The 17,083-nt window shown below is 70.4% G+C and carries 14 protein-coding genes; 4 read left to right on the top strand and 10 right to left on the bottom strand.

Features of this window, described 5'->3' with window-relative positions:
* The first annotated feature begins 53 nt into the window (after positions 1-53).
* Complete coding sequence (locus ACSHV8_RS36505) at positions 54-1,091, top strand: hypothetical protein (protein WP_436523432.1); 1,038 nt, start codon at positions 54-56, stop codon at positions 1,089-1,091.
* Positions 1,092-1,101: 10 nt separating this feature from the next.
* Here ACSHV8_RS36505 and ACSHV8_RS36510 read toward each other — a convergent pair whose 3' ends face one another.
* Positions 1,102-1,635 carry a DUF6912 family protein gene (locus ACSHV8_RS36510; protein ID WP_436523434.1) on the bottom strand — a complete coding sequence of 178 codons (534 nt, stop codon included), beginning with the start codon at positions 1,633-1,635 and terminating at the stop codon, positions 1,102-1,104.
* 139 nt (positions 1,636-1,774) lie between these two features.
* On the opposite strand from ACSHV8_RS36510, the gene ACSHV8_RS36515 reads away from it, so the two are divergent.
* Positions 1,775-2,002, top strand: coding sequence for a helix-turn-helix domain-containing protein (locus ACSHV8_RS36515; protein ID WP_436523436.1), 228 nt, complete (start codon positions 1,775-1,777; stop codon positions 2,000-2,002).
* A gap of 913 nt (positions 2,003-2,915) precedes the next feature.
* On the top strand, positions 2,916-3,290 hold the full coding sequence (locus tag ACSHV8_RS36520) for an Rv3235 family protein (RefSeq protein WP_436523438.1): 375 nt from the start codon (positions 2,916-2,918) through the stop codon (positions 3,288-3,290).
* 345 nt (positions 3,291-3,635) lie between these two features.
* Here ACSHV8_RS36520 and secA read toward each other — a convergent pair whose 3' ends face one another.
* Entirely contained in the window at positions 3,636-6,542 is a 2,907-nt protein-coding gene (gene secA, locus ACSHV8_RS36525) for a preprotein translocase subunit SecA (RefSeq protein ID WP_436523440.1), read from the bottom strand.
* Between the two features lie 184 nt (positions 6,543-6,726).
* Here secA and ACSHV8_RS36530 point away from each other — a divergent pair, with 184 nt between their 5' ends.
* Positions 6,727-7,818 carry a GNAT family N-acetyltransferase gene (locus ACSHV8_RS36530; RefSeq protein WP_436523442.1) on the top strand — a complete coding sequence of 364 codons (1,092 nt, stop codon included), beginning with the start codon at positions 6,727-6,729 and terminating at the stop codon, positions 7,816-7,818.
* On the opposite strand, the gene hpf is transcribed toward ACSHV8_RS36530, so the two are convergent.
* From hpf to manA, 8 genes are all read right to left on the bottom strand, one after another.
* Positions 7,802-8,419: a ribosome hibernation-promoting factor, HPF/YfiA family gene (gene hpf / locus ACSHV8_RS36535; RefSeq protein WP_436523444.1), complete on the bottom strand. Its 618-nt coding sequence runs from the start codon at positions 8,417-8,419 to the stop codon at positions 7,802-7,804. The two genes, ACSHV8_RS36530 and hpf, sit on opposite strands and share 17 nt — an antisense overlap.
* 287 nt (positions 8,420-8,706) lie before the next feature.
* Positions 8,707-9,426 carry a ComF family protein gene (locus ACSHV8_RS36540; RefSeq protein ID WP_436523446.1) on the bottom strand — a complete coding sequence of 240 codons (720 nt, stop codon included), beginning with the start codon at positions 9,424-9,426 and terminating at the stop codon, positions 8,707-8,709.
* A complete protein-coding gene (locus ACSHV8_RS36545) occupies positions 9,423-11,255 on the bottom strand; it encodes an LpqB family beta-propeller domain-containing protein (protein WP_436523448.1) in 1,833 nt (610 codons plus the stop codon). The genes ACSHV8_RS36540 and ACSHV8_RS36545 overlap by 4 nt, the downstream gene beginning before the upstream one ends.
* Positions 11,255-12,901 carry an MtrAB system histidine kinase MtrB gene (gene mtrB / locus ACSHV8_RS36550; RefSeq protein ID WP_436523450.1) on the bottom strand — a complete coding sequence of 549 codons (1,647 nt, stop codon included), beginning with the start codon at positions 12,899-12,901 and terminating at the stop codon, positions 11,255-11,257. The genes ACSHV8_RS36545 and mtrB overlap by 1 nt, the downstream gene beginning before the upstream one ends.
* Before the next feature lie 29 nt (positions 12,902-12,930).
* Positions 12,931-13,620 (bottom strand): MtrAB system response regulator MtrA, encoded by a 690-nt coding sequence (gene mtrA, locus ACSHV8_RS36555; protein WP_014688036.1) that lies wholly within the window; start codon positions 13,618-13,620, stop codon positions 12,931-12,933.
* A gap of 186 nt (positions 13,621-13,806) precedes the next feature.
* Positions 13,807-14,010 (bottom strand): DUF397 domain-containing protein, encoded by a 204-nt coding sequence (locus tag ACSHV8_RS36560; protein ID WP_436523453.1) that lies wholly within the window; start codon positions 14,008-14,010, stop codon positions 13,807-13,809.
* Between the two features lie 53 nt (positions 14,011-14,063).
* Complete coding sequence (locus tag ACSHV8_RS36565; protein ID WP_436523455.1) at positions 14,064-14,912, bottom strand: helix-turn-helix domain-containing protein; 849 nt, start codon at positions 14,910-14,912, stop codon at positions 14,064-14,066.
* 966 nt (positions 14,913-15,878) lie between these two features.
* Positions 15,879-17,063 carry a mannose-6-phosphate isomerase, class I gene (gene manA, locus ACSHV8_RS36570; protein ID WP_436523457.1) on the bottom strand — a complete coding sequence of 395 codons (1,185 nt, stop codon included), beginning with the start codon at positions 17,061-17,063 and terminating at the stop codon, positions 15,879-15,881.
* Positions 17,064-17,083: the final 20 nt, after the last annotated feature.

Below are 17,083 nucleotides of genomic sequence, written 5' to 3' on the forward strand. Positions count from 1 at the left end.
CCCGGACGACGGCCGGTCAGGGGCCCGCAGGTTCGCCTATTACCCTGACCTCCATGACCGACCCCGAGCCCCAGTCCGCTCCGGAGACCCGCGAGGTCTCGCGCCTCACCGCGATCCTGCTCGCGGTCGCCGCGATCGTCTGGGCAGCCGGGATGCTGGCCTCGGCCCGCGCCAAGATCACCAGTTGGGCGGACGCGGCGATGGAGGTCACCTCGACCGCCTACGCACTGCCCGGCGCGGTCTCCGCGGCCCTCGTGGCCGGCGCCGCCGTCGCGCTGCTCGTGATCACCCTGATCAGCCTGCGCCGGACACTCGGCGCCACCACCCGGTTCACCGTCGGCACCGGCACCGGCCTGCTGGTCGGTGTGCTCTGTGCGCTGGTCCTCTTCACGATCAACACCGAGGGCACGATGTACGCGGCGGTCGGCGGGACGGTCGCCGCGGCCGCCACCATCGGCGGGGCGTTCGCCGGTCTGCGCATCCCGCCGGTCATCGCCGCCGCAGGGTGGGGCACGCTCGGGGTCTTCCTGGTCGGACTGATCCTCAACGACAGCTACGTGCAGGGTCCGGTGCTGAACCTGCTCGGCAACGACTCCACCGCGGCCGCCGCCGATGCCAACCAATATTTCGCGTACGGGCAGTCCGCCCTCAGTGGTCTCGCCGCCGGCCTGATCGTGTTCGTCGTCCTGCGCCGCGCCGGCCGCAACGCCGGCACCGACCTGCGCTGGCCGTTCTACCTGATCGCGGGCGCCGGCGCGGGCGTGCTCTCGGTGATCTCCGAGATCCTCACCCGGACCGCCGGGGCCCAGGTGCTCGACCTGGCCGGCAAGGTCAGCGAGCTGGAGAAGTCGGTCCAGCAGGTTCTCAGCACCAACCGGCTCAACAGCGCACTGATCGTGCTGTTCGTCGGGGCGTTCACGGCGATGGTCGCGGTCGGGCGGACGATGTCCCCGGCCGAGGACGACGACGAGGAGATCGCCGCGGCCTCGACGGCGGGTCAGGCCGACGTCGAGGAAGCCGCGATCGAGCCCAAGACCCCGGCCAAGAGCTCGGCCGGGTCCGCCTCCTCGGAGGACACCGAGCAGGGCTGAGGGCTGCCGGTCAGAGGAGTTCGTCGAGTTCGGAGACGGCGTACCACTCCAACTCGTGGTCCTCGGCGCCGTCGACGGTGAATTGGGCGTCCGGGTCGCCGGCCAGCGCCTCGACGATCACGTCAGCCGCCGCCGCGACCGACTCCAGCGACTCCTGGCCGTCCACGTGAATGCTCGCGACCTGCGACAACTGGATCGGCTCGGGCAGGCGGACGGTGCTCGAACCGAGCTCGACGTCCTCCCGGACCAGCGCTGACGCCGGCACGTCGGCCGAGACCACGACCCGGCGGCGCGGCGCGGCGGCATCGTGCCGGAGCAGCAGCAGGGCGCCCTGGGCGGCGCGGGTGAAGGCCACGTACTCCAACTCCTCCTCGTCGCCCTCCGCATACCACTCCCGCAGAGCGGGCGTGACCGCGTGCGCCTCCGTCGTGGTCGCATCGCCGAGCCGGCCCTCCGCCCGCAGGGCCGCCAGCATCGGCACGGTGGCCGGCACGTAAACCCGGACCAGCTCGGTGATCGGCACGTTCTCCTCCTGCTTCGACATCCCGGTCAGTACACCGCCGCCGCGGTCCGGGAGAGGCCCATTCCACCAGGCGTCTCCGGATCGTGGTCACCCGGGATGATGTCGACGGCAAACGGTGGCAAACTCAAGCTGCCGTAATCAACGAGTGTGGGAGGCCCCGGTGGAGGCCCGGTTCCTGTTGTTGTCCGACGTCGCGGCCGAGCTGAACGTCTCGGACTCGCAGGTCTATCACATGGTGCGCAGCGGAGAGCTGCCCGCGATCAAGATCGGTGGCCGCGGTCAGTGGCGGGTCGAACGGGCCAAGCTGGAGGAATACATCCAGGGGAAGTACACGGAGACGGCCACCTGGGTCCGGGAGAACCCGATGAGCGAGCGCGAGCAGGAGTGATCCGTAACGCGGCTTTTGTTCCTCTTCCCGGATATCGTCGCGGCGTTGACGGTCGCTTGTGGACGCGAGCAGACTGGGCTCATCGCAAGCAAACGTAGGCAAACGCAAGGTTTGCCGGGACGATGGATGGGCGGTGAAGATGCGGTCGCTGACCGACACTCCACCCGCCGGGTCCCGCGCGGGGATTCGCCTGCGCCCGGTCCCGCGGTTCGAACCTCCGTTCGACGATGAGCTGCCACCTCCGCTGTGGTCGTCGGCCCAGCAGCTGGCCTTGGACCTGTCACGGCCGGCCGGTGGTCCTCCAACAGGCGGGGCAGCCGACCCGGACGGCGAGGCGGAATCGCCCCGCGACCCGGCGCCCGACGCGGACACGGCGCGCGGAGCTGGCACGGCGCGCGGAGCTGGCACGGCGCGCGGAGCTGGCACGGCGCGCGGAGCCGGCACGGCGCGCGGAGCCGGCACGGCGCGCGAGGCTGGGGCCGCTCGCGGCTCAGATCGCGTGCCAGGTCCAGCTCACGGCTCGGGTGCGGCCCGCGGATCGGCCTCGGGCAACACAGCACGGGCGCGCGGATCGGCTTCGGCTAGCGGGCTTGGGCCGGACGTGGGACGAGGTGTGGTCGGTGCGGAGACGACGGCGGGTGAGGACGGGCCGAGGCTCGGCGGGCACCCGTTCCGGCTGAGCGACGAGGCCGGGCACTGCAACGCGGCTAACTGTGGGGCGGCCCGGGCCGGCGGCGCGAGATGCGGTCGCGCCGGCTGCGGTGGCACGGAAGGCGGGCTCGCAGGCCACGGCCGCGTAGAGAGCGGGCTCGCAGGCCACAGCCGCGCGGAGAACGGAGCCGCAGGCCACCGGCACGCGGAGAGTGGAATCGCAGGCCGCGGTGGCGGGGATGGCGGCGGCGCGGCGCCGATCGTGGTCGGGGCTTCCGGGGACGCGAAGCTGGCCGTCAAGCGGTTCGTGCAGACGTGCGTCGAGGTGCTCAACGGGCACCGGCCGGCGGCTCACCTGCGGCGGCTGTCGACACCCGGGGAGGCGGCCGATGTGGTCGCCCAGGGTCTCGCCGGGGCTCGACGGGTCGCCGACATGCGGCGTCCACGCCGGCCCGGGGATCGGCGGCACCAGCGCACGACGCCGGTCGCGGTCCTTCGCGTTCACCTGTGCGAGCCCCGGCCCGGTGCCGTCGAGGTAGCCGTTGCTCTGGTAACCGGCGAGCGGACATGGGCCATGGCCCTACGGCTGGAACTCCACAAGGAGACCTGGTCAGCCACCGCCCTCCGCCTCATCTAGACCACGCCGCCAGCCGTCTGCCGCCCTCCTCCGGTCGACCCGGCACCTTTCGGCCGGCCGGCGGCCAGGCGCACGGCCGACGAACAAGCGCGCGGCCGACGGCTACGCGTGTGGCCGGCAACCAAGCGCACGGCTGGCGGCTAGGCGTGCGGCCGGCGACCGGGCGCACGGCCGATGGCGGCTGGGCCGGGCGGCGCTGGTGGGAGGCGGGAGGGAGCAGGGGAGGCACCCGGGGCGTCCGGTGAGCGACACAGGCGGCGGGCGTTCCGGGTTCCAGCAAGACGGAGACGGCCCGTGCTCCGGCGGGAAGCCGGGGCACGGGCCGTTCTCGTCAGGCGCCTGGGGTCAGGCCGCGCCGCCCGGGGCACCGTGGCAGCGCTTGTACTTCTTGCCGGAGCCGCAGTAGCACGGCGCGTTGCGGGACGGACCGTTCGAGTCGGTCTCCTTCGCCGCGTGGCGGCCGGCGCCGGTGTGGGCCGGGTTGGCCGGGATCGGCGAGCCGCCCGGGCCGAACGCGGCCGGGATCTCCGGCTGCTGGTTGATCGCCGGGCCGCCGGCCACCTCGCCGTCGATCGTCGGCGCGGTGTACTGCAGGTTCTGCGGGCGGTTGCCGCCGCCGAGGCCCTTGGCGCGCACCTCGACGTGCTCGTGCGGTTCGGTGACGGGCGCGTCGTCCGGCACCTCGCCGACCTTGGGCAGCGCGAACGCCTGGGACGGGTCGACCGTGATGGTGGGCTGCTCCTCGACCTGGACCTCCAGGTTGAAGACGAAGCCGACGGCCTCTTCCTTGATGCCTTCCATCATGGCGTTGAACATGTCGAAGCCCTCGCGCATGTACTCGACCACCGGGTCACGCTGCGCGTACGCCCGCAGGCTGATGCCTTCCTGCAGGTAGTCCATCTCGTAGAGGTGCTCACGCCACTTGCGGTCGATCACCGCGAGCAGCACCTGCCGCTCCAGCTCGCGCACCGCCTCGACGCCGAGCTCTTCCTCGCGGGCCTGGTACGCCGCCTGGGCGTCCTGCTTGAGCTGCTCGATCAGGAATTCCTGGTCGATCGAGTTGCGCTCGCCGCCGGACTCCTCGATCAGGTCCTCGATGGTGAGGGTGACCGGGAAGAGCCGACGCAGGTTCGTCCAGAGCTGCTCCAGGTCCCAGTCCTCGGCGTAGCCGTCGGAGGTGGCCACCGTGACGACGTCCGCGATCACGTCGTCGATCATGTGGGTGACCTGGTCGTGCATGTCCTCGCCGTCGAGCACGCGCTTGCGCTCGGCGTAGACGACCTGGCGCTGCTTGTTCATGACCTCGTCGTACTTCAGCACGTTCTTCCGGATCTCGGCGTTCTGCGCCTCGATCTGGGTCTGCGCGCTGCGGATCTGCCGGGTCACCATCTTGGACTCGATCGGCACGTCCTCGGGGATGTTGAAGCGCTCCATGACGGCTTCGACCGCGCCGGCCCGGAACCGCTTCATCAGGTCGTCCTGCAGCGACAGGTAGAACCGGGACTCGCCCGGGTCGCCCTGCCGGCCGGAGCGGCCGCGCAGCTGGTTGTCGATGCGGCGGGAGTCGTGCCGCTCGGTGCCCAGCACGTACAGCCCGCCGGCCGCCTGCACCTCGGCCTGCTCTTCCTCACAGGCCTCCTTGACCTGCGGGAGGACCTCTTCGAGGGCCTTCGCGTACTCCTCCGGGTTCTCCACCGGGTCGAGGCCGCGCTGGGCGAGCTCCTGCGCGGCGAGGAAGTCCGGGTTGCCGCCGAGCAGGATGTCGGTGCCACGGCCGGCCATGTTGGTGGCCACCGTGACCCCGCCCTTGCGGCCGGCCTGGGCGATGATCGTGGCTTCCTGCGCGTGGAACTTCGCGTTCAGCACGCTGTGCGGGATGCCACGGCGGCGCAGCAGGGTGGAGAGGATCTCCGAGTTCTCCACCGAGACGGTGCCGACCAGGACCGGCTGGCCGGTCGCGTGCCGCTCGGCGATGTCCTCGATGACCGCGTTGAACTTGGCCTTCTCGGTCTTGTAGATGACGTCCGGGTGGTCGACGCGGACCATCGGGCGGTGCGTCGGGATGGACACGACGCCGACCTTGTAGACGCTGTTGAACTCGCCGGCCTCGGTCTGCGCCGTACCGGTCATGCCGCCGAGCTTGTTGTAGAGGCGGAAGTAGTTCTGCAGCGTGACGGTGGCCAGCGTCTGGTTCTCCTGCTTGACCTCCACCCCCTCCTTCGCCTCGATGGCCTGGTGCATGCCCTCGTTGTAGCGGCGACCGTGCAGGATGCGGCCGGTGAACTCGTCGACGATGAGGACTTCGCCCTCGCCGCTGACGATGTAGTCCTTGTCCTTGCGGTACAGCTCCTTGGCCTTGATGGCGTTGTTCAGGTAGCCGACCAGCGGGGTGTTCACCGACTCGTACAGGTTGTCGATGCCGATCCGGTCCTCGACCTTGCTGACGCCGCGCTCGGTGACCGCGACGGTGCGCTTGGCCTCGTCGACCTCGTAGTCGCCGGCGCCGTCCTTGCCCTTCTCGAGCCGCTTGACGATGGCGGCGAACTCCCCGTACCACCGCTGGGAGTGCTCGGCCGGGCCGGAGATGATCAGCGGGGTGCGCGCCTCGTCGATGAGGATCGAGTCCACCTCGTCTACGATCGCGAAGTTGTGGCCGCGCTGCACCAGTTCGTCCTTCGACCACGCCATGTTGTCGCGCAGGTAGTCGAAGCCGAACTCGTTGTTCGTCCCGTACGTGATGTCGCACTCGTAGGCGGCGCGGTGCTCGGCGGCCGGCCGGTTCGGCAGGATGACGCCGACGGTCAGGCCGAGGAAGACGTGCACCCGCCCGACCCACTCGGCGTCACGCTGGGCCAGGTAGTCGTTGACGGTGATGATGTGCACGCCGTCGCCGCTCAGGGCGTTCAGGTAGGCCGGGAAGACACCGGTCAGGGTCTTGCCCTCACCGGTCTTCATCTCCGGGATGTTGCCGAAGTGCAGCGCGGCGCCACCCATCAGCTGGACCTCGTAGGCCCGCTGGCCGAGCACCCGCTTGGCGCCCTCCCGGGCCACCGCGAACGCCTCGGGCAGCAGCGAGTCGAGTGTCTCGCCCTCCTGATAACGCTCTTTGAACTGCTCGGTGCACTCGCGCAACTCGTCATCGGTGAGGTCGACGTAGTCATCCTCGATCGAGTTGACCGCGTCCGCGATCGCCTTGAGCCGGCGTACCATGCGGCCTTCGCCGGCACGGAGGATCTTTTCCAATATCGACACGGGTCAGCGCTCCCCTAGACAGTCTGCCGAACCATCGTAGGCATCTTCTTTCGAGACCTGTGACCCGAGCCTCCCGGCAAGCTCACAAAAGGGAGGAAACGGTGCAGGAAGTTCGCTGACAGCGCAGTCGCCGACCGATTGGAACGTGTTTGGCGCCCGGGCGAGTCTGAGAAAGGATGACCCGGTGGATCAGCTCAACGGGGTAGGACTGCGCGCCTTCGGCCCGCAGGACGAGGCGGCTTTCGCCGCGACACGCGACGACCGCCAGGGCCGCCGATTCCTTCCGCTCATCCCGGGCATGAGCAGCGATTACTCGTACGTCATAGTCGCCGCAGGCGCGGACCACCCGGTCGGCGGCATCGAGCTGGACCACCTCCTGCCGGGGCGAGGCGCAGCCGAGGCCCGCTTCTGGGTGGGGCCGCACGCGCGGCGGCGCGGCATCGCGACGGCGGCCTTGCGGATCTTCAGCGAGCGTGTCTTCACCGGCGTGGCGGGGATGCCTCGCCTGCAACGTGTGGAATTGCTCATTCATTTGGACAATCCGGTCGCTCAGCGCGTCGCGCTGGCCGCCGGTTACAGCCGCGAGGGCGAGCGGCGCGGCGCGTGGCCGAACTCGTCCGGCGGCTTCGATGACGTGCTGGTCTACGCCCGGCTGGCCGGAGACTCGGGCGTGCCGGCCGAGCGACTGCTGCCGGATCTGCCCGGCGGCGAGCTGAGCGACGGCGTGGTGACCCTGCGGCCGCTCGGCGAGCAGGACGCGCCGTTCTACACCGAGCTGCACCGCCAGCCGGACATCGTGGCGACGAGCGTGCCGCCGATCCCGCCGGAGCCGGCCGAGGTGTACCGGCGGTGTGCCTGGGCGCCCTCGCACTGGTTGGCCGGCGGCCGCGCCGACATGATCGTGGTGGACGCGGCGAGCGGGCTCCCGGCCGGCGAGATCGCGCTCTACTACCAGGAGCCGCGCACCGCGCAGGCGATGATCGGGTACAGCATGATGCCCGCGTTCCGCGGCCGCGGACTGATCACCCGGGCCGCGAAACTGGTCGCGCTCTGGGCGTTCGCCGAGACCGGCATCGCCCGGCTGATCGCCGGGACGCTGCCGGACAATGCCGGGTCGCAGCGGGTGCTGGAGAAAGCCGGGTTCCGGCGGGAGGCCTACCTGCGCTCCCGGCTGCCCGGCCTGGCCGGCGCCCGCCACGACGACGTGCAGTTCGTGTTACTCGCCGAAGACCTGCTCGCGCAGGCCTCCGGCGGGGAACTCACCCAGCCAGGCTGAGAATCCCGTAGTCGTAGCCTCGACGGCGGTAGACGACGCTGGGGCGGCCGCTCTCCTTGTCCTGGAACAGATAGAAGTCGTGCCCGACGAGTTCCATCTGGAAGAGCGCGTCGTCGACGGTCATCGGCTCGCCGGAGTGCTCTTTCTCGCGCACGATGCGCCACGGCTGGCCGTCATCGTGCTCGACAAGTTCCTCGACCTCTGGCTCCGCGGTCAGCGTGGCGGTGCCACCCCTGGTCAGGTCGGTGGGAAGGTTCGCGGTGGCGGCGGCGACCGAGACCGGCGCGTGCCGTCCGCGATGGACGCGGCGCCGGTCGGCGGAGCGGCGCAACCGGGCGTCCAGTTTGCTGAAGGCGCAGTCCAGAGCTGCATAGAAATCCTGCGCCTGAGCCTCGGCGCGGACCACCGGTCCCTTGGTCATGACCGTGATCTCGACGCGCTGACAGGTGTCGGACTGACGCGGATTGCGTTCGTGGAACAACTCGACGTCGACTCGGATCAGCTTCTGGTCGTAACGCTCGACCTTGCTCAGCTTCTCGGCGACATGCTCTCGATAGTGGTCGGGAACCTCTACGTTGCGGCCCTTGACGACAATGTCCACTCGTGACCTCCCCCAACGTTGATCTTTGGGGCGCCGGATGCCGGCGCATCGTGATGCTTGAGAAGGACGCCGCGCACCTGTGCGAGAAGCGGAAGAGGCGCGGCAGACGTGGGTGAGACGACTCCTTTCCGGTACGGCGGAAAACGCTGTTCCCGGTGGTGGGTAAGTTGATGAACCCTACCCTCGTCACCTAGACGCTAACCTGCCGATCCCTGCGAGTCACCCCTCGTTGGGGATACCGGATGGCTGACGTTCGCCTCTATCGGCGCACGCAGGCTTGACCTCAGTCAAATTCCCGGGAAGTTTCGGCGAAGTTGTGTCGCAGCCAGCACCGCGGCGCCCGTGACCTGCATTTCCGCCTCCTCTAGACGACGTACCGCGGCGGCCAGCGTGGCCCCGGTGGTGACGATGTCGTCCGCTACCACCAGCGTGCCTCTCATCGCCGCGCCGCGCCGCGGATTGCCGATTCGAGCGGTGGTGATTCGCAGGGAATTGACAGCCGCTGTGGACCTTGCGGCAGCGTCCAGTGACGTGGAGTCAGGCTTGGGCAGCGCACGCAGCGGATGCTCGACCCGGGCGGTCCAGCCGGCGGCCCGCAGCCGTTGCGCCGCGTGGTCGCTCAGGCGCGACATGTGGTCGCCGTACCGTTCGCGGCGGGCGGCCCGGGTGGACGGGATCGGGACGATCAGCACCGGGCGGTCACGGGGTGCGATCGCCGCGACCGCGCCGGCCAGCAGTGCGCCCAGCGGCCCGGCGAGACGATGACGGCCCTTCTCCTTGTACGCCAGCAGGGCACCGCGCAACGCGCCCGCGTACGGCCCCACGGCCACGCAGGGCGGAAAGCCGGGCGGCGGCGGGCTCGGCGACGACCAGGCCGGTCGCAGCGCCTCCAGCTCGGCCACACAGGCCGGGCAGGCGCCGTGCCGCAGCCGGGTGCGCTCGGCCCCGCAGCCGGCGCAGGCGCTCGGCAGCACCAGGTCGGCCAGTTCCCCGAAGACGCCGGTCATTCCAGGTAGAAGGGGGCGGTCGGGACGGCGTCGGGGGGTGCGTCGCCGATCAGGCCGGACACCTTGTCGACGCCGATGGCCTGGGCCACCGAGAGCGCCTCCCAGGCCTTGCCACCCCATGAGTACGAGACGGATCGGAACGGCGCCCGGGAGACGAGCGGATTGGACGGGTACGCCGCGATGGAGTCGACCGGCTTGTCGCCGAGACTGTCGAGCCGGCCGGACTGCACCGCGCCGTCGATCGACAGGTCCACCATCGTGGTCCGCTTGTCCGAGGCCTGCTGGCCGGCCACGGTCAGCCAGCCCTCGGCGGTGAAACCGGCCGCGGTCACCGAGGACAACCCGTACGGGCGGATCTGCTGCGGCGTGCCCAGGGTCGGCGTGTCCCCGCTGGTGGTGAGCGCGGCCCGGTACAGCTTGCCGTCGACCACCAGGACCACCCGGTGACCGTCCGGCGCCACCGCGACCGAGCTGATCACCGCGCCCGGGCCGCTCCACAGGATCGGGACGGCCCGGCCCTTCTTCGGGCCGAACGAGAAGAGCTTGCCGTCGGCCGTGATCAGCCCGACCGCGCCGTCGGCCGTGCCGGGATCGGTGATCGCCCAGACCGGAGTGCCCAGCGTGCCGGTGAGCCCGGAGATCGGCTGCAGCGCGGCTTGGGCCCCGGCGCCGGCCGCGGCGACCCGGAGCACGTCGTTCTTGCCGTTGCGGCTCACCACCGCCGCGAACGTGAACGACGTCGAGGCGCTCATCGCGGCCAGGCGGACGTCCTTGTTCTCCTCGGTCACCAGCACGGGCACCGGGGCGAACGTGTTGGCCGAGCCGGTGATCCGGTGGATCTTGCCGTCGAAGACCACGAACCGTTCCGGGTCGGAGACCAGCCGGTACGCCGGGTTGCTGCTCTCGTAGTCCTCCCCCGAGAACGTGCCGACGTCCTGGCGGCCGACCTTGAGCACGAGCTGCGTGTTGGTCGACAGCATCGGCCGCAGCGACCACTGGAGCTGCTGGCGCAGCCGGGTGAGCGCCTGGGCGGTGTCGTTCGAGGGCAGGGCCTGCGTGCTCAGCGTGATCTGCAGCTTGTTGTCGCTGACCTCGACGACCTTGCCGACCAGGGTGGTGCTGTCGGGCAGGTCGGAGACCGACAGCCAGGGCGCCGGCCCGTTCAGCAGCCAGGTCATGACCGTGGTGGGGCGCTGCTCGACCGGCACCGCGTCCGGCATGTAGCGCACGTCCGGCACCAGGCCGGTGTAGTCGGTGTTCCAGAAGTAGATCGTGTGCTCTTCGTAGTACGCCGTCAGGGCCTCGGCGCTGAGCAGCAGGCCCGGCGGGGGCTCGGTGACGAAATACCCGGACTGGCCGGCGTCCGTGCCGATCCTCATCTGGTACGTGCCGCGGCGGGCCTCGGTGGCCGGCTCCAGCAGGCCGAACTTGTCCAGCGTGCCGACCTGCTCGTAGTTCAGCGTGACCAGGTCGCTGCCCGGCTCCACGAGCGGATCGGCGGTCAGCCGGATCACCGTCAGGTCGGTGCCCTTCGGGTCGAACGAGGCGGCCGCCGACTTGGTCATGAACGTCCGCATCCGGTCGGCCGCGGAGTCCAGGTCACCGGCCGCGACCTTCAGATAGTTCTCGGCGAACGTCTTGCGGTCGGCGGCGGCGTCCCGGGAGATCTGGCCCGGATTGCGCTCGTCGCCCGAGGACGTGCCGGCCGACGGGCCGGCGCCGACCACCGTCACGCCGGACTCGTCGGGGATCCCGCAGGCGCCGCTCAGCAGCGCCACCAGCGCCACCACGGTGGGCAGCGCGATCGGTGCGGTCCTGCGCCGGTGCATCAGCCCACCTCCGCCGTACGGTCCCGGGGGATCAGCGGCAGCGGGGCCGCGACCAGCCGGTCACCGGCCCGGATGGGCAGCGTGAGCCGGAACTGGGCACCCTCGCCGGGCGCGCCCCACGCCTCCAGCCAGCCGCCGTGCAGGCGGGCGTCCTCCGCGCTGATCGACAGGCCCAGGCCGGTGCCGCCGGTCTGCCGGGCCCGGGACGGGTCGGCCCGCCAGAACCGGTTGAAGACCAGGCGCTCCTCACCGGGCTTGAGGCCGATGCCGTGGTCGCGCACGGTGATCGCCACGGCGGCGTCGTCGGTCGCCATCGTGATCTGCACCGGGCGGGCCTCGCCGTGCTCGACCGCGTTGCCGACCAGGTTGCGCAGCACGCGCTCGACCCGGCGCGGATCCACCTCGGCGATCACCGGGCCCTCGGGCAGGTTCAGCTCCAGATCGACGCCGACCCGCTCGGCCAGGCCGGCGAGCCGCTCGGCGACCCGCTCGACGATCGGCACCAGGTCGGCGTGCTCGGAGTCGAGCGCGGCGAACCCGGCGTCGAACCGGCTGATCTCCAGCAGGTCGGTGAGCAGGCCCTCGAACCGGTCCAGCTCGGCCTGCAGCAGCTCGGCACTGCGGGCGACCGCCGGGTCGAAATCCTCCCGCTCCGAGAAAATGAGATCCGCCGCCATCCGTACGGTCGTCAGCGGTGTCCGCAGCTCGTGGGAGACGTCCGAGGTGAAGCGCCGCTGCAGGCGCGACATCTCCTCCAGCCGCACGATCTGCCGCTGCAGGTTGGCCGCCATCTGGTTGAACGCGGCCGCGAGCAGGGCCAGGTCGTCCTCCCCGTCGACCTTCATCCGCTGGTCGAGCAGGCCGGCCGAGAGGCGCTGGGCGGTCCGCGCGGCGACCCGGACCGGGGTCACCACCAGTCGCGTGACCAGGCCGGCCACGACGCCCAGCAGGATCACCAGGGCCAGGCCGGTGAGCAGCACGGTGTTGCGGATCTGGTTGGCCGCGCGGTCCTCGGTGGTCAGCGGCACCGCGTAGTAGAGCTCGACGTGGCCGAACTTGGCCTGCACGGGCGACCCGTACACCAGATATTTCGTGCTGTGGCCGTTGACCATGACGGTGCGGATCTGCCGGGCCACCTTCGCGTTGTCGGCCACCGAGTGGATCAACGAGGTGGTGATCAGCTCGTCCGGGGCGGACGAGGGGACGGTGTGCGGCTCGATCTCCGGGTACTGCTCCGCGCGGATCGAGACGACCGTGCCGCTGTCCCCGGCCTGGTCACCGTCGGACAGCTCGTCGACGGTCTCGCTGATCGTGGCCGGCAGCTCCGGATCGTAGGGCTGCGGGTGCACGGTGAGCTGCCCGGAGGCCCAGTCGACCTTGCGCTCCAGGGAGGCCGCGACCTCGTCCTGCGCTCGGTCGAGCAGGATGTTGGCGCTGCGGTCGGCGATGAACCAGCCGAACGTGCCGACCAGCAGGCTCGACGCGACCAGGGTGAGCGTGACCACGCGGACCTGCAGCGAGCGCCGCCAGGAGCGGCGCACCGGCGAGGTGTACCTCTCCAGCCGGTGCGCGACCACGCGCCAGCCGCGCCGCGCCACTCGGAGGACGCGACGCACGGGTTGAGGAAGCCAGGCCGGAGCACGCATATCGCGGCAAGATTAGCCGCTCCCGCCGATCAGCCGGTGCCCGCCTTGTAGCCGACACCACGGACCGTCAGGATGATCTCGGGTCGCTCGGGGTCCGGCTCGATCTTGGCGCGCAGGCGCTGCACGTGCACGTTGACCAGCCGGGTGTCGGCCGCGTGCCGGTAACCCCAGACCTGTTCGAGCAGAACCTCGCGGGTGAACACCTGGCGCGGCTTGCGGGCCAGGGCCACCAGCAGGTCGAACTCGAGCGGCGTGAGCTTGACCTCCTCGCCGTCCCGGGACACGGTGTGCGCCGGCACGTCGATGGTGATCTGGTTGCCGGGCGGTCCGATGGTGAGCATCTCGGGCGCGGCGTCCTCGCCCCGGCGCAACCGGGCCCGCATGCGGGCCACCAGCTCCTTGGGCTTGAACGGCTTCACCACGTAGTCGTCGGCGCCGGACTCCAGGCCGAGCACCACGTCCACGGTGTCACTCTTCGCGGTGAGCATGACGATCGGAATGCCCGACTCGGCGCGGATCGCGCGCGCGACGTCGATGCCGCTCATTCCGGGCAGCATCAGATCCAGCAGAACGATGTCCGGGCGATTTTCCCGGAAAGCGGCGAGCGCGCGTTCCCCGTCCGCCACGAACGAGGGCAGGAATCCCTCACTGCGCAGGACGATGCCGAGCATCTCGGCCAACGCGGGATCGTCGTCGACGACCAGTACCCGGGCTCTCATGCGGTCCAATATTGCACTGTCCTCCCGGCCCCCGCGCTACCCGGGGGGCGATCTTGCCCGGCAGCCTACGCGAAAAGGCACCTCTCTCAGAAGGCCGTGAGGACCCGGAAACGCTGGGTGAACACATGAAAACGGGCGGTCCCGGACCGGGACCGCCCGTGGCGCGCAAATTCGATGAATCGGCTGTTACGCGCCGGGCCGGTCGAACTCTCCTGCGCGGACCCCGGTGAGGAAACCGGTCCAGTCCCGCGTGTCGAAGCTGAGCACCGGGCCGGTCGCGTCCTTGGAGTCGCGGACCAGAACCGCTGCCGGAGTGTTGGCGACCTCGACACAATGCCCAGCAGCGCCACTCCGGCTGCTCTTACGCCAAGTGGTCGTGGCGTCCTGCATGGTTTCTCCCCTTCCAACGGAAATGCATCTCCATTGGACCTCACCGCAGGCGCTCACCGAGCCAAACGATCCCTCGTCTCAGCGATGACCGTTCGGCTCTCTTCTTTCGACAAAGCGCGTTCGCGCAGGTCATCAAAGGCGTCCTGGTAGACGTCTATCTCCTCCGGCTTCACTCGGAAGTGGCCGCCCGTCAACCCTTCGGAGTGCACGACCGGGTTACGCGTACCATCCGGGAACTCGAGCACCAGAAACGATTCGGTCAGACCGGCGTGCGCGCCCGCTTCGAACGGCAGGATCTGCACCTCGACGCCGGGCTGGACGGTGGCCTCGTGCAGCCGGGTCAGCTGGCGGAGCAGGACGTCCCGGCCGCCCACCTCACGCCGCAGGACCCCCTCGTCCAGGACGACCCGCAACGTGGCCGGTGGCTCCCGGGTGAAGACCCGCTGGCGGTCCATCCGCACGCTCACCCGGCGCTCGATCACCTCGTCGTCGCCGATCCCGGCGCCGGTCTCGATCACGGCGTGCGCGTACTCACTGGTCTGCAGCAGGCCGGGCATGACCTGGGCCTCCCACTGGGAGATCGAGATCGCCTCGCCCTCCAGGGCGAGATATTCGTCGTACGGATCGGTGACGAACGAGCGGTACGACGTCCACCACGCCCGGGCCCGGCCGCGTTTGGCCAGGTCACGCAGGCGTCCTCGCTCCTCCACGCGGACGCCGTAGAGGGTGAGCAGACGGTCGAGATCCGCCTCGTTGATTCCCGTATGCGCCGTCTCGATCCGGCTCAGTTTCGACTCCGACCAGCCCAGCGCGGTAGCCACGTCCACCGCACGGCGCTCGCCACGGAGCCGGCGCAATTCGCCGCCGAGTTCCCGGCGCGCTGTCGATGTCGGCCTCGCCACGGAGCCACCATATCGGCGTATCAATGACTGATTGCAACTTGCAGTGCGACTCCGTCGGTAAAACGCGCCGCCTGTCCGTTCCGGCACTTCACTCCGGTCATGCGTTTCCGCGACGATGACCCCGGTCGTTCCGCACTGAAGGCAACCCGGTTTCAACAATCAATGCGCAGGTAGACGGCTTGGCGAGTGACCATCCGCCCGTCCCGTGACCGAATCTCATCGGCGCGATCCGTCCCGGCGGCCGTTCTGGTCACGTGTTCGGATCGTCATCCGTACAGGTGACCAGTCGCCCCGGGCGCGTCGCCGGGCCGGGTAGACCCCCGAAGGAGATTCATCACCGGTTGCCCGACTTGGCGGGCTTCCTCCCGGAAGTCGCGCGTTGCCGCGGGCTTCCGGCCATGCCGCCGGGCCCCGAAGGCGAAACCTGATCGCCCGGGAAACGGGCCCGGGAATGGTCTCCCGAACGGGCGGGCCGGCCGCGCGTACCTCACCGTTCCGCCGATTATCGGACAACGGGTAAGCGTGTGAAGAATCAAACATCCGGCCCGAAACCGCCCATCCGGAAAATGGCTCGGCAGGGAACGGCGACGGCCTCGCGGAACACCGAGGGCCGAAGCGATCCGCGAGGCCGGGCAATGGCGCAGGAAGAACGGCGAGAAAGGCTGGAGCCGGCCGGGCCGGGATAGCGAACGGGGCGACAGGTCGAAACCTGCCGCCCCGTTCATCCCCCCGGTTTGGTACCGCGCGCGTCCGTGGGACCCCCCGATCACCAATGACGCTGCGTGTTTATAGATTCACACTCCGAACATGCCGTGTCAAGTTATTTCCAGAAATTTCGGGCGGATCGGGCGCGAAAGTCAGACCGATCGCGACTCTGAAGCCGCATCAGGCCCGGAGCAGCCCGGACCGGGAGCCGACCGCCGGGCCCGGAGGCGCCTCGAGCCGGCCGCCGGGCCCGGAGCAGCCTCAGTCCGGGACGGCCGCCACGAAGAGCGTCCCGAGCCCGGCCGCGGTCAGCACCCCCGCGTCGGCCGGCGCGTACGCCGCCGTCCCCGGAGCCAGCGTCACCGGGGTCCCGTGGTCCTCCCCGATGTGCACGTCCCCCGCCGCCCCGAGAAGGATCCGCGGCCCGCTCCCCGGCAGCCGCACCGGCGGCCGGGTCTCGACCAGCTCGACCCGGTACATCTCGAAGTCCCGCACCGGCACCCGCCACGACGTCACACCGGGTGCCACCTCGGCCCCGTGCAGCAGCGGATCGTCCAGCGTCTCGAACCGCAGCACCTTGAGCAGCTCGTCCACGTCGACCCGCTTCGGCGTCAGCCCGCCGCGGAGCACGTTGTCGCTGGCCGCCATCAGTTCGACGCCGAGCCCGTGCAGGTAGGCGTGCAGGTTCCCGGCCGGCATCCAGATGGCCTCGCCGGGCGCCAGGTGCACGAGGTTGAGCAGCAGCGCCACCAGCACCCCGGGGTCACCGGGATAGTGCCCGGCCAGGTCGACGGCGAGCCGGAACGACTCGGCGTGCGGGTGCTCATCCCCGAGGTGCAGGGCCGCGGCCACGACCGCGTCGATCAGCGCCGGCCGGTCCTCCGCGGGCCAGCTGAGCAGCAGCCGGACCGCCTCGGCGAGGTCGGCGCCGCGCAGGGCGGCCACCACCGGGGCCAGCTGGGGCAGGTTCAGCTCGGCCAGGACGTGTGCGGAGACCTCGGCCGGCCGGAAGCCGCAGAGCGCGTCGAACGGGGTCAGCGCCACAAGCATCTCCGGCTTGTGGTTGGCGTCGGTGTAGTTCTTCGGCCGGGACGGGTCGGCCTCCTGCCGGGCGAACGCCTCGGCGGCGTACTTCAGGTCGGGATGGGCCTGCAGGGAGAGCGGGGCGCCGGCGGCCAGGACCTTCATCAGGTACGGCAGGTGGGCGCCGAACCGCTCGGCCACCCCGGCGCCGAGCTGCCCGGCCGGGTCGCCGTCGATGAGGGCGGTCAGCAAGACCGGCCCGTCGGGGCCCGGCACAGTGGACGGGTCACCCGGGTGCGCGCCGAGCCACAGTTCCGCCTCAGGCCCCTCGGTGGGGGTGGGACGGCCCTGCAGCTCGGCGATCGCGGTCCGGGATCCCCAGGCGTACGGCCGGATCACTCCGGTCAGCGGGTACACGGTCATACCCGGCAAATTAGCAGTTG

This window comes from Actinoplanes sp. HUAS TT8, assembly GCF_051380535.1.
Lineage (GTDB): Bacteria > Actinomycetota > Actinomycetes > Mycobacteriales > Micromonosporaceae > Actinoplanes.